The sequence below is a fragment of the Streptococcus sp. D2 genome, from assembly GCF_006385825.1.
GTDB classification, from domain to species: Bacteria; Bacillota; Bacilli; order Lactobacillales; family Streptococcaceae; genus Streptococcus; species Streptococcus shenyangsis.
Map to the genome: position 1 here is coordinate 1 of NZ_VFSI01000020.1, position 12474 is coordinate 12474.

The window sequence follows — 12474 nt, forward strand, 5'->3', positions numbered from 1 at the left end:
TTGTAGACTATATTGATTACTACAACAATAAACGAATTAAGGTAAAACTAAAAGGACTCAGTCCTGTGCAATACAGAACTAAATCCTTCGGATAAATTGATTGTCTAACTTTTTGGGGTCAGTACAAAAAAAACTTGATATTATGCGTTTTATTGTAGGAAAATTTACTTGATTTTCTATTGAAATTGAGTTTTCTCCCAGACTTAGTGTTATAATCTCTCAATCAATTCTTGCATTTGAACATCATCTGGAACCAGTTTTAAGTAAGATTGAGCATTGACTTTTGCTTCCTCAAAGTATCCCAATTCACGCAAGAGATAGATATAGTGTTCCAGAAACTCTGGATTGTCCTTCAAATCTCCTGCTAACTCTTGGTAATACTCGTAGGCAGTATCCAAATAGTCCATCTCTTGATAGGAACGGGCAATCATCCACTTGGTCAATAGGTTTTCTGGCTCATCACTTTGTAAGTCTAGAATATCCTCATAACGTTCCTGTTCTAGATAAATAGTAGCTAAACGGAGTAAGATTTCTTCCGTATCCTCAGCGTCTTCTTTTGCAGTAAGGAGGTAATTTTCTGCACCACTAGCATCATGCAATTCATAAGAAAATTGTGAAGCAGCCAGTAAGAGACGAGTTTCAAAGGGATTTTTCTCCAACCCTTGCTTAGCGATACGCAGGGCTTCTTGAACTTGATGTTCCTTATGCAAGGCCTGACTATAACCATATTCATAGCCTTCAAAGTCAGGAGAAATGGTATCGATCTGCTTAAAGTAGAGGACAGCTTTTTGGTATTCTTCTTGATCAAAGTAAAGACTGGCCAACTCAAAAGCTGTTAGGTCATCGTATTCTAACTCCAGGGCTTTTTCTAAAAACTCTGTAGCCGTTTCAAATTTCCCTAACTGAGCATAGGCAAAACCAATCCGTTGGTAGGTGGAAATGCCTGTTTGCTCATAAATAGTACGATTATCTAACTGGGCATAGCCTTGAATAGCCTCTTGGTAATTTTCCAACTCACTATCCAACTCTGCCAAGCCCAATATCAAGAGAGGATCCTCTGAGTAAGTCAAAGCCTCCAGAAGTTTCTCACGCGCCACATCTGTCAAACCTTCCAGCTGATAAAGATCCGCTTTCAGAGCCAAAGCCGAAACATACCAGTCACTGTCAGCTTGGATTTCCTCTAGATAGGCAAATGCTTCCTCGATTTGGCCATCCTCGCTAGCAATTGCAGCTAGATTAAGATGAACCTCTGGAAAATCCTCTACAATTTTCAGGTAAATTTCCTTGGCCTGAGGATAGAAACCAATTCCTTCTAGATAAATCGCTAATTCATAAAGAAGGGCACTTGGATCATTTTCTAAAGCTTTAGCGAAATAATGCTCAGCCTTAGCTAAATCTTGTTCCTCCAAAGCCTGTAACATCTGTTGACTATTGTTCACTCTTGACTTCCTCTCCCTCTAGTTCATATAGGCCACTAACTACCTTATACCATTCAAAAATAGCTGAAATGACAACTTTTGCAGAGGCATAAACTGGAATACCGAGTAAGACTCCCCAAATACCAAACATGGATCCTGAAGTTAACAAGACAAAGAGAACATTAATAGGATGGATGTTTAATTGACTTCCCAAGATTAATGGAGAGACAAAACGGCCTTCAATAGTTTGTTCTACGATAAAGACAATCACCACTTTTAACAGCATGACTGGCCCCGCAATCAAGCCCAATACTAGGGCAGGAAGCATGGCTAGGAAGCTACCCAGATAAGGAACCAGATTTAAAATACCAGCAGTAACACCCAGCGTAACTGCATAGCGTAGACCGATAATCTTGAAGAAGATGATAAACATTACTGCTACAATAATAGCCACTGTCACTTGCCCTCGAACATAGTTAGACAACTGCTGATTCACATCTGATAAAACTTGTCCCACAGGTTCCTTCAATTTTGTTGGCATGAATTGAGTCAAATAGTCACGCAAGCCTTTCCCATCACGCAAGAGATAAAAGAGCATGAAAGGAACGATAATCAAGGCTACAATCACTTGAGATGCCCCGCTAATAAAGGCGCTCACCCAGTTGACTGCTTGAGAAGAAACCTTGCTCGCCCAAACTGTAGCCTGACTTGAGAAGTTTGTCAAAACTTGTTCTAACTGAGGTCTAAAATCATCTGGCAAACGCTTGGTTACCAAATCATTAATAACTCGATCAGCATCTTCGAGATAGATTGGTACATTTCTTGCAAATGTTAAGACCTGACGCTGCAGATTTGGAATAGCCACTGCCAAGCCCCAAATGATAAAGAGGGCAATGATGACAAATACAATACTGATAGCTATAACACGATTAACCTTATGCTTCTCCATCCAATCAACAATAGGATTCAATAAATAATATAGCAAACCAGATAGAATGACTGGCAACATCACGACAGCCAAAAAGTCTAAAACAGGTGAAAATAGAAAACTAATCTTACTTAAAATAAAAAGATTTAGTCCCAATAATAAGGTTACCAAAAATACTGTAATTGCTTTGTTATCTAAAAACCACTTGAAAAACCAAGATAGACTAAAATGTTTCTCTTTTTGCTCCATAAATACTTCCTTTCTATTGTTCTCTCATTATACCATTTTTAAATCAAAATAACTCTTTTTTAAAGTGCTTACATGAAGACAGCGACATAAAAAAATCCCCTCAAAAGAGGAGATTCAATTAGTCTTGAATATGACGGTCTAAATTCTTCTGATAATCAGCGTTTGATTTGGCTTTTTCATCAGCAAATTTCTTGCGGAACTCATCCATTTCTTTAGTAGTAACAATCTTATCTTGGAGTTTAAGATATTTATAGCTAAGTTCACCGGTCTTATCACCAACCCAACCATAGGCACCTGTTCCAAGAACTTTCTTAGTAAGAAGCATTTGGGCACCGTTTGATTGTACAGGAATCACCAAGGCACTGTCTGTTAACCAAGCTTGAGCTTTGGCATATTTGGCATATCGTTTTTCAAGATTTGTTTTCTCACTATTAGCATCAGTAATTAACTCTTTAAACTTATCTAAGCCAACAGCTTTGATTACTGAACTGTCTTTACCTGGTGTTACACCTAAGGAACTAAGAAGATTTGGTCCAGATGTTGGATCAAATATATCTAGATAAGTTGAAGGATCTGCGTAATCAGGTGACCATCCACTATTTACATTAATATCCCAGTCAGTATTAGTATTAGAAGTAGCTAGAACTGTCATACTTGACAATTCATCGTCAGAAACTTGTTGAATATCAACTACAACATTATCTGATCCAATAGCTTCCTCGATGGATTGTTTATAAGATTGAGCTTGACGCACAAAATCTGGACGAGTAGAAGATACTGGAATGTCTAAATGAATAGGGAACTGTACTCCATCAGCTTGAAGAGTTTTCTTAGCAGCTTCCAATTTAGCTTTAGCCTTATCTACATTATGAAGTGAATCCTGGGCATCATCAAGACTAACATCTTTCCAGACATTATCCAATTTATCCAATTCTGTCTTAGTAACTTGACCAAATGTTTGATCCCCTACTTGTACAAAGGTTGGAGGAGTGAAACTTGTCCGTAACTTACGAGGTGCTACTTCGTCCCCAAATACTTGAGAGATTCCTGCTTTACGATCTGTAGCAAAAGCCAAGGATTGACGGAAATCTTTGTTCAGCAAAGCCTTCTTAGTAGATGATTTTTCTGCATCACTTGTTTTAGCGGTGTGATTGTAGGCAACACGGTCAATATTCGTCGAAATATAGAAAGTCGTTCCTTGTTGTTGACTATAAATAATGTTATCTTTGTATTTTTCTTTTAGCCGTTCATAGTTAGCAGAGTTTTTAAAGAGAGGTGCTGCAGGATAATTTCCTTCATCAAAACCACGTCCAAGAGAGTCTGCGTCCTGACCATCAAAGTAAGACAACTTAATATCATCAATAAAGACATTTTGTTTATCCCAATAGTTTTGGTTTTTAGTCATTTCAATAGAAGATTTAGATGTAAGACCTTTTAGAAGATAAGCCCCATTGTATAGAATGCTTGTTACATCAGTCGCCTTACCAAAGTCATCTCCTTTAGAAGCTAAAAAGTTTTCGCTAACAGGAGCAAGAACTCCCATTGTTGTCTTCGAATTCCAGAAAGATTCTGGATTGTTTAAAGTATAGACTACAGTATAATCGTCTGTTGCTTTTACACCAACAGTAGAAAAATCCGTTGTTTTCCCATTTACATAGTCGTCTAATCCTTTAATAGAATCCTGTACAAGATAAAGTGCTTCTGATTTCTTGTCAGCTGCGTGTTTTAGACCAGTCACAAAATCCTGAGCCTTAACTTCTCCATATTCTTCGCCTTCATTGGTATACCACTTGATACCCTTACGAATTTTATAGGTATAAGTCAAACCATCTTTGGAGACAGTCCAATCTTCTGCAACTGATGGTACTAGATTCCCGTATTGATCATTTTCTAGTAGTCCATCAATGACATTACCAGTAATCTGTTTTGTAGAATTTTTCCCCGAAACTGTATAATCCAGAGTCGCAGGATCTGATGAAAATACATAGGCATAAGTAACTGGTTTAGTTGCTTCCTTATTCCCATTACCAGATGAACAAGCTGCTAGAACAGCTGCTGAGAGTACAGCAACTCCTGCTGCTAAGAAAACACGTTTTTTCATATTCAAACTCCTTTGATAATTTGATAGATTTATTATAGCACTTTTCAAAATGAAATCAATAATAAAAATAAAATATTATCATATTTTATAGTTTGTTTGTACCTGCTAAGGACTGCTTCAACTCCATTTTTGTGATATAATAGTCTTATCTTTATATAGAGGTAAAGTTATGAAAGAAACTGTTTATTTTGGAACTTATACACGTCGTACTTCCCAAGGGATTTACAAGGCAGACTTTGATAGAGAAACTGGTCAGCTTTCAAATCTAGAACTTTTTGCATCTGAACCAAGTCCAACCTACCTTGCCTTTGACCAACACCAACATTTATACACTGTTGGTAGTCAAGATGATAAGGGGGGGGTTGCAGCCTATCAAACTGATGGAATCTTATTAAATCATGTCGTTGAAGAAGGGGCTCCCCACTGTTATGTTGCCGTTGATGAAAAGCGTAATTTGGTGTACGCGGCAAACTACCACAAAGGACAGGTACTTGTGTATAAACGCAAGGAAGATGGGGGGCTTCTACTTAGTGATGTGGATCAACATAGTGGCAAAGGTCCACATGAAAATCAAGCTTCGCCCCATGTTCACTATACAGATTTAACACCTGACCGCTATCTAGTGACCTGCGACTTGGGAACTGACCAAGTCATCACTTATGACCTTGATCAAGAAGGGAAATTATCTAAGCTCTATACCTATCACAGCCAGCCAGGAGCAGGCTCACGCCATATCATTTTCCATAACCACTATAAAATCGCTTATCTGATTTGTGAACTCAATAGCACTATAGAAGTTTTAATCTACGATGGTGTTGGCGAATTTGAACGCATGCAGGTCATTTCAACGTTACCAGAAGGTTACGAAGGCTTTAATGGAACTGCTGCTATTCGTCTCTCTAAAGACGGTAAATACCTCTATGCTTCTAACCGTGGTCATGATTCTATCGCAGTATATACAATCCTTGCAGACGGTAGCTTAGAGTTATTAGAAATCGTTCCGACACATGGTCAGACTCCACGTGATTTTGATTTGACACCAGACCAAGAATTCCTTATTGCTGTCCATCAAGACTCTGATAATGCAACCGTCTTTAAACGTAATCCTGAAACTGGTCGTCTAGCCGAACTTTCTAACGACTTCCATGTACCAGAAGCGGTCTGCATCAGTTTTGCTCCTTAAGAAAAAATAAAAAATGAACTTGGTAACTCAAGTTCATTTTTCTTATAGTCTTTTTCCGACATTGATACGATTAATAGCACGTTGCAAAGCAATCTTAGCACGACGCTCTTGATCAATCAAGTGTTTTTCGTGGGCTTCTTCGATTTCGCGCTCCGCACGAAGCTTAGCACGTTCTGCACGGCTAACATCGATATCACGAGCACGTTCTGCAGAATCAGCAACGATTGTGATGGTATTATTGGCAATTTCAATAACGCCTCCGTTTACTGCAATCCAGTTCACGTGATCTTCATCATCAATACGTTTTACCTTTACTTCATCAACTGCTAAAACCGCAATCATATTTTCATGTCGTGGCAAGATCCCCATCTCACCATCCAGAGTTCGAACCGATACATAGCTGGCATGGTGATCATAGACGAGACCATCTGGTGTCACGATCTGGACAGTTAACTGAGCCATAGATCACCTCTTAAAATCCCATTTTTTCAGCTTTTGCAATCACATCTTCGATAGAACCTACACCACGGAAGGCATCTTCTGGCAAGTGGTCATGTTTACCATCAAGGATTTCCTTAAAGCCACGTACAGTTTCAGCAACTGGAACATAAGAACCTGGCTGACCAGTAAATTGTTCCGCAACGTTGAAGTTTTGTGACAAGAAGAACTGGATACGGCGGGCACGAGCAACCAAGGTCTTTTCTTCATCAGAAAGTTCATCCATACCAAGGATAGCAATGATATCTTGCAACTCATGGTAACGTTGAAGAACACGTTTTACTTCTGCAGCAACTGCATAGTGCTCTTCTCCAACGATTTCAGGTGCCAAAGCACGTGAACTTGAAGCGAGTGGGTCAACGGCAGGGTAGATACCCAATTGTACCAACTTACGTTCCAAGTTGGTTGTTGAATCCAAGTGAGCGAAGGCTGTTGCTGGCGCTGGGTCAGTATAGTCATCCGCTGGCACATAGATAGCCTGGATAGAGGTTACAGAACCCTTCTTAGTTGATGTGATACGCTCTTGCAATTGACCCATTTCTGTAGCAAGTGTTGGTTGGTAACCAACGGCTGATGGCATACGACCCAAAAGGGCAGATACTTCTGAACCAGCCTGAGTGAAACGGAAGATATTATCGATGAAGAGAAGCACGTCTTGCCCTTCCACATCACGGAAGTATTCAGCGATTGTCAAACCAGTAAGGGCAACACGCATACGTGCTCCTGGTGGCTCATTCATCTGACCAAATACCATGGCTGTTTTCTCAATAACGCCTGATTCTTTCATTTCCCAGTAAAGGTCGTTCCCCTCACGAGTACGTTCCCCAACACCAGTAAATACTGAAATACCACCGTGTTCTTGGGCAATATTGTGAATCAACTCTTGGATTAAGACGGTTTTACCAACTCCGGCACCACCGAAAAGTCCAACCTTACCACCTTTAAGGTAAGGGGCAAGAAGGTCGATAACCTTAATCCCTGTTTCAAGGATTTCAGAAGAGGTAGACAACTCATCAAAAGTTGGAGCTTTTTTATGAATTGGCTGACGCTCTGCATCTTCTGTAAAAGGAGCTTCCAAGTCAATGGTATCTCCCAAAACATTGAAGACACGTCCCAAAGTTTCTTTACCTACCGGTACAGAGATTGGACGACCTGTATCCAATACTTCCATTCCACGAGTCAAACCATCTGTTGATTCCATGGCGATAGTACGGACCATACCATCTCCCAACTCCAAGGCTACTTCAAGGACGATTTTTGTTTTTCTTTCGTCATTTTTGTAGACGACAAGTGCATTGTTAATCTCAGGAAGTTTTTCCCCTGCTGCAAACAAGACGTCTACAACGGGACCGATAACCTGAGCAATTTTACCTGAACTCATCTCCTTCTCCTATTCTATATAAGATACTGTCGGTTCCTAGCTCAACTAGGTCCTAATACTCTTCGAAAATCAAATTCAAACCACGTCAGCTCTATCTGCAACCTCAAAACAATGTTTTGAGCAGCCTGCGGCTAGATTCCTAGTTTGCTCTTTGATTTTCATTGAGTATAAGTTCATTTTCATACGAGCTGGACTAAAGCCTATTCTAAGGCACTAGCTCCTGCTACGATTTCTGTAATTTCTTGTGTAATCGCCGCCTGTCTGGCACGGTTATACTGAATTGTCAAATCATTGATAACTTTCTTAGCATTATCTGTCGCTGTTTGCATGGCTGTCATACCGGCAGCATTTTCAGCTGTCTTGGCATCGATAATAGCCCCGTAAATCATACTTTCTGCAAACTGAGGCAACAACTGCTCCAAAATTTTTTCTCGGCTTGTCTCCAATTCAAAAGTCAAGCTGTAGTCTTCATCCGCTTCATTGGGATCCAAATCAACAATCGGAAGCATTTGTTCAACACGCATTTGACTGGTTAGCGTGTTAACATGGTGGTTGTAGCAGACGTAGAGCTCATCAAAGAGTTCATTTTGATACATTTCAACAGTTTTTGAAATAATCTTTCGAACTTCATCAAAGCTAGGTTGGTCTGCCAAGCCACGTAGTTCATAAAGTGGTTGAATACCACGAGCCTTAAAGAAGTCAGCTCCCATCCCACCAATACAGATCATTTCAAAACCTTGACCATCTGGATGGTATTCTTCTTTCAACTCCATAACAGCCTTCAAAATAGAAGAATTATACCCTCCAACCAAACCGCGGTCTGAAGTGATCACGATATAGCCTGTCTTCTTAACTGGACGGCTAATCAACATCGGATTGGTTGAACCACCAGCTCCATTACCATGGAGGATATCTGTCAAGAGCTTGCGAACTTTCTGAGCGTAAACTTGGAAGTTGCGAGCAGCTTCTTCAGAGCGACCAAGCTTAGCAGCTGATACCATTTGCATGGCATTAGTGATTTGACTCGTATTTTTTGTTGAGGCGATTTTTGTTTTAATATCATTTAGAGATACTGCCATCTGACACCTCTATTCTTATTGGAAGCTGGTTTGATTGAGAAACTCTGTAATCGCAGCATCCAAGACTGCTTCTTCTGGCAAGTCTTTTGTATCACGAATGGTTTCCAAAATCTCTGGATGTTGAGCATCAAAGAAGGCATGGAACTCTTCCTCGAAACGAACAATATCATCTACTGGAACAGTATCCAAGAAACCATGTGTCAAAGCATAGAGAATGGTTACTTGTTTCTCAACAGGTAATGGTTTGTGAACAGGTTGTTTCAAAACTTCAACTGTACGACGTCCACGGTTCAACTTAGCCTGTGTTGCCGCATCCAAGTCAGAACCAAACTTAGTGAAGGCTTCCAACTCACGATATGAAGCAAGGTCGATACGAAGTGTACCAGCAACCTTCTTCATGGCTTTGATTTGTGCAGAACCACCTACACGTGATACAGACGAACCCGCATCGATGGCTGGACGAATACCCGCATTGAAGAGACCATCACCAAGGAAAATTTGTCCGTCAGTGATTGAAATCACGTTGGTTGCGATATAGGCTGAGATATCTCCTGCTTGTGTCTCGATAAATGGTAGGGCTGTAATTGATCCACCACCAAGTTCATCAGAAACTTTAGCTGAGCGCTCAAGCAAACGGCTGTGCAGGTAGAAAACATCTCCTGGGAAGGCTTCACGACCTGGAGGGCGACGAAGCAAGAGTGACAGTTCACGATAAGCTACCGCTTGTTTTGATAAATCATCATAAACAATCAAAACATGCTTACCTTGGTACATAAATTCTTCTGCCATGGCAACCCCAGCATAAGGAGCTAGGAAAAGCAATGGAGATGGTTGTGAAGCAGAGGCTGTCACAACGATTGTGTAATCCAAGGCACCGTACTGACGTAGTGTTTCTACTTGCGTACGAACTGTCGATTCTTTTTGTCCAATCGCTACGTAGATACAGATCATATCTTGACCTTTTTGGTTCAAGATTGTATCAATCGCAATGGTTGTTTTCCCTGTCTGACGGTCACCGATAATCAACTCACGTTGACCACGACCAATCGGTACAAGGGCGTCAATAGCTTTCAAACCAGTTTGCAATGGTTCTGATACAGACTTACGTTGCATAACACCAGGAGCTGGTGCTTCAACTGGACGAGTTTTATCAGTGTGGATTTCTCCAAGACCATCAACTGGACGACCAAGTGGATCCACAACACGACCAATCAGACTTTCACCTACTGGGACTTCCATGATTTTACCTGTACGGCGGATTGTATCACCTTCACGGATATCCGTAAAGTCACCTAGGATGATAATACCGACATCAGTTGACTCCAAGTTTTGAGCCATACCATAAGAGCCGTTTTCAAAAATCAACAACTCTCCACTCATAGCATTTTCAAGACCGTGAGCACGCGCGATACCGTCCCCGATATAGGTTACAACACCTGTTTCAGTCACATCAAAATTGGGTTTAAAATTTTCAATTTGTTGCTTAATTAAAGCGCTGATTTCTTGTGCGTTAATTGCCAAAAGAACACCACTTTCTATTTCAAATTTTCTTTAACAACTTTAAGTTGTTGTTTAATACTCACATCAATTGTCTTGTGATTGGCAAAAATAACAAAACCACCAATGAGACTTTCATCGATTTGTTCTTTTACACTCCTTACTTTCAGAGACATTTTTTTCTCAATCAAAGGGAGCAAGCGACTCTTTTGTTCATCTGTTAAAGGATGAGCTGAAGTAATCGTCACTTCAAATCGATTTGTTTCTTTTTCAAGTCGGTTCAAGCAATCTACGAGCACATCATAAAAGAGATTTGCTCTGTGATTGTAGATAAGAACCTGGATAAAGTTTTGTAATAAAGGTGACACAGAGTCTTGAAAGAAAGCAATTGTTTTTTCCTTATCAGACTCGTCTACTGCCACTTGTTTTAAAAAAGAAGGCAGACCTGTTCCTTCAGCAACTTGCTTGATTTGAGTCAAGTCTGAAAAGATACGGTCTTCTTCTCCTTTTTCAAGTACCAATTGGACAAAAGGCATGCTGTATTTTTCAATTACCTTTACTGTTTTCTTGTCCATTAAGCTTCTCCTAGCTGATCGATATACTGATCAATGAGTTCTTTATGGGCATGACCGTCAAGGTTTTGTGAGATGATTTTACCAGCTAAGCTGATGGTCAAATCTGCTACCTCACCCTTAACGCTTTGTAAAGCTTCAGCTTTGTTTTGAGCAATTTCTTGGTTTGCTTTTTCTTTTAAGCGTCCTGCTTCTAGTTTAGCATCTGCTAAAATACTAGCCTTACTTTGCTCAGCTGTTTCCTTTGCATTTTCAATGATTGTCTTGGCTTCTTTGCGACTACCTGCCAATTCATCTTCACGTTTCTGAGCTAAGGCTTCTGCTTTTTGACGTGCCTGTTCAGCACTATCAATATCAGTAGCAATTTTTACTGCTCTTTCTTCGAAAATACTTATTATATTTGACCATGCAAATTTTTTAATCAAGACTAGCAAAAGAATAAAAGAGCCAGCAATTAAAATAAAGTTACCAATCAATTCACCTACTGTAACGTGCATCAGTTACTCCTTTCTACTCTTCTCCTTCATTTATCTTATTTCCTAGGTACATAGAAGACAACATGGTAAACACATAGGCTTGGATGCAGGAAATAAAGACAGAAAAAGCTGTCCAAGCCAAGTTAGCACCAAAAGCAACTGGATACCAATATATAGCTTGATGAGATAGAGTGATTAGCAAACTAGCCATCACCTCTCCTGCAAAAATATTTCCGAACACCCGCAAGGCAAGTGATAAAAAGTTGGTAAACTCTTCTAAGATGTTCATGGGAGTCATAAAGCCAGGTGTGATATAGGCTTTTAGATATTTTTTAATCCCACGACGACGAATGCCCTCGATGTGTGTCAATAAAATAACGCCGAATGATAAAGCCAAGTCATACTGTAAATTTGCAGTTGGAGATGTCCAAAGATTGGTTCCATCTGTAGACTGTATCTTAGCCATCAAACCGAGGTTATTTGCCAGTACCATAAATAGAAATAGACAAAGGAAAAAGAGCGAATAGTCTTTTATGTAGCTTTTACCAATGTTAGGTTCTGTAAATCCAATAACAAAGTCATAGAAATACTCAAGTACATTTTGCTTTCCTTTGGGCTTCAAGGTCATATTGCGACTCGCCCAATAAATAAAGCCAAAAATAACTCCCACAATCAATAAGGTCATGGCTAACATGGTCAAATCAAAGGTAACAGGACCAATAGAGATGGTTGGAGTAATACTTTCTTCCATCTAAAATCCTCCCTTTTCTTCTAGTTCCGTTTGTCTATTTGATGATGAATGAAAAGACGAGGGTAACCAAGAACGTTCCTTCAATAAAGGCAATCCCCATAATCATCAAGCTACGCAATTCAGCAATAATATCTGGTTGGCGAGCTGCAGATTTAAGCAAACCGTTCATCAAAAATCCTTCTGCAAGGGATACACCCATACAGGCAAGACATAGACCAAAAAATGTTAAACTCATGATAAATTCTCCTTTTGAATTAAAACTTACTTACTTAGTTTAGTCCTAAAAATTGGATTTGTCAACTTTTTACCAACATTGAAAGCGTTTAATGGAAATTATTTAC

Annotated in this window: 13 protein-coding genes; 2 read left to right on the forward strand and 11 right to left on the reverse strand. The window is 39.8% G+C overall.

Annotation, left to right across the window (positions count from 1 at the left end):
- Positions 1 to 95: IS3 family transposase (locus FJR73_RS09690; RefSeq protein ID WP_140834408.1), on the forward strand; the 95-nt coding region annotated here is incomplete at its 5' end.
- A gap of 114 nt (positions 96 to 209) precedes the next feature.
- Here FJR73_RS09690 and FJR73_RS09695 read toward each other — a convergent pair.
- The 3 genes from FJR73_RS09695 to FJR73_RS09705 all read right to left on the reverse strand — a co-directional run bounded on the left by FJR73_RS09695 (position 210) and on the right by FJR73_RS09705 (position 4696).
- Positions 210 to 1439, reverse strand: coding sequence for a lipopolysaccharide assembly protein LapB (locus FJR73_RS09695; protein ID WP_181146640.1), 1230 nt, complete (start codon positions 1437 to 1439; stop codon positions 210 to 212).
- On the reverse strand, positions 1429 to 2595 hold the full coding sequence (locus tag FJR73_RS09700; RefSeq protein ID WP_140834661.1) for an AI-2E family transporter: 1167 nt from the start codon (positions 2593 to 2595) through the stop codon (positions 1429 to 1431). Before FJR73_RS09700 ends, FJR73_RS09695 begins: the two co-directional genes overlap by 11 nt.
- Positions 2596 to 2713: 118 nt before the next feature.
- The gene (locus FJR73_RS09705) at positions 2714 to 4696 is read right to left on the reverse strand and encodes a peptide ABC transporter substrate-binding protein (RefSeq protein WP_140834662.1); all 1983 of its coding nucleotides are present in this window, start codon (positions 4694 to 4696) and stop codon (positions 2714 to 2716) included.
- A gap of 169 nt (positions 4697 to 4865) precedes the next feature.
- On the opposite strand from FJR73_RS09705, the gene FJR73_RS09710 reads away from it, so the two are divergent.
- A complete protein-coding gene (locus tag FJR73_RS09710) occupies positions 4866 to 5879 on the forward strand; it encodes a lactonase family protein (protein ID WP_140834663.1) in 1014 nt (337 codons plus the stop codon).
- A 42-nt stretch (positions 5880 to 5921) separates the two neighbouring features.
- Here FJR73_RS09710 and FJR73_RS09715 read toward each other — a convergent pair whose 3' ends face one another.
- The 8 genes from FJR73_RS09715 to FJR73_RS09750 form a co-directional block, all read right to left on the reverse strand.
- On the reverse strand, positions 5922 to 6341 hold the full coding sequence (locus FJR73_RS09715) for a F0F1 ATP synthase subunit epsilon (RefSeq protein WP_000068045.1): 420 nt from the start codon (positions 6339 to 6341) through the stop codon (positions 5922 to 5924).
- A 10-nt stretch (positions 6342 to 6351) separates the two neighbouring features.
- Entirely contained in the window at positions 6352 to 7758 is a 1407-nt protein-coding gene (gene atpD / locus FJR73_RS09720) for a F0F1 ATP synthase subunit beta (RefSeq protein ID WP_000094357.1), read from the reverse strand.
- A gap of 200 nt (positions 7759 to 7958) precedes the next feature.
- Complete coding sequence (locus tag FJR73_RS09725) at positions 7959 to 8837, reverse strand: F0F1 ATP synthase subunit gamma (RefSeq protein ID WP_140834664.1); 879 nt, start codon at positions 8835 to 8837, stop codon at positions 7959 to 7961.
- A gap of 15 nt (positions 8838 to 8852) precedes the next feature.
- Positions 8853 to 10358, reverse strand: a complete 1506-nt coding sequence (gene atpA, locus FJR73_RS09730; RefSeq protein ID WP_000996629.1) for a F0F1 ATP synthase subunit alpha — start codon at positions 10356 to 10358, stop codon at positions 8853 to 8855.
- Positions 10359 to 10372: 14 nt separating this feature from the next.
- A complete protein-coding gene (locus tag FJR73_RS09735; protein WP_140834666.1) occupies positions 10373 to 10909 on the reverse strand; it encodes a F0F1 ATP synthase subunit delta in 537 nt (178 codons plus the stop codon).
- A complete protein-coding gene (atpF, locus tag FJR73_RS09740; protein WP_140834667.1) occupies positions 10909 to 11403 on the reverse strand; it encodes a F0F1 ATP synthase subunit B in 495 nt (164 codons plus the stop codon). Before atpF ends, FJR73_RS09735 begins: the two co-directional genes overlap by 1 nt.
- 13 nt (positions 11404 to 11416) lie before the next feature.
- The gene (gene atpB / locus FJR73_RS09745; protein WP_140834668.1) at positions 11417 to 12133 is read right to left on the reverse strand and encodes a F0F1 ATP synthase subunit A; all 717 of its coding nucleotides are present in this window, start codon (positions 12131 to 12133) and stop codon (positions 11417 to 11419) included.
- Between the two features lie 34 nt (positions 12134 to 12167).
- Positions 12168 to 12368 carry a F0F1 ATP synthase subunit C gene (locus FJR73_RS09750; protein WP_140834669.1) on the reverse strand — a complete coding sequence of 67 codons (201 nt, stop codon included), beginning with the start codon at positions 12366 to 12368 and terminating at the stop codon, positions 12168 to 12170.
- Positions 12369 to 12474 lie beyond the last annotated feature (106 nt).

Coding starts and splice junctions, on each gene's coding strand:
- FJR73_RS09710 (WP_140834663.1), top strand. CDS start 4,866: ATGAAAGAAACTGTTTATTTTGGAACTTATACACGTCGTACTTCCCAA.
- FJR73_RS09705 (WP_140834662.1), bottom strand. CDS start 4,696: ATGAAAAAACGTGTTTTCTTAGCAGCAGGAGTTGCTGTACTCTCAGCA.
- FJR73_RS09725 (WP_140834664.1), bottom strand. CDS start 8,837: ATGGCAGTATCTCTAAATGATATTAAAACAAAAATCGCCTCAACAAAA.
- atpF (WP_140834667.1), bottom strand. CDS start 11,403: ATGCACGTTACAGTAGGTGAATTGATTGGTAACTTTATTTTAATTGCT.
- FJR73_RS09715 (WP_000068045.1), bottom strand. CDS start 6,341: ATGGCTCAGTTAACTGTCCAGATCGTGACACCAGATGGTCTCGTCTAT.
- FJR73_RS09735 (WP_140834666.1), bottom strand. CDS start 10,909: ATGGACAAGAAAACAGTAAAGGTAATTGAAAAATACAGCATGCCTTTT.
- FJR73_RS09700 (WP_140834661.1), bottom strand. CDS start 2,595: ATGGAGCAAAAAGAGAAACATTTTAGTCTATCTTGGTTTTTCAAGTGG.
- FJR73_RS09750 (WP_140834669.1), bottom strand. CDS start 12,368: ATGAGTTTAACATTTTTTGGTCTATGTCTTGCCTGTATGGGTGTATCC.
- atpB (WP_140834668.1), bottom strand. CDS start 12,133: ATGGAAGAAAGTATTACTCCAACCATCTCTATTGGTCCTGTTACCTTT.
- atpD (WP_000094357.1), bottom strand. CDS start 7,758: ATGAGTTCAGGTAAAATTGCTCAGGTTATCGGTCCCGTTGTAGACGTC.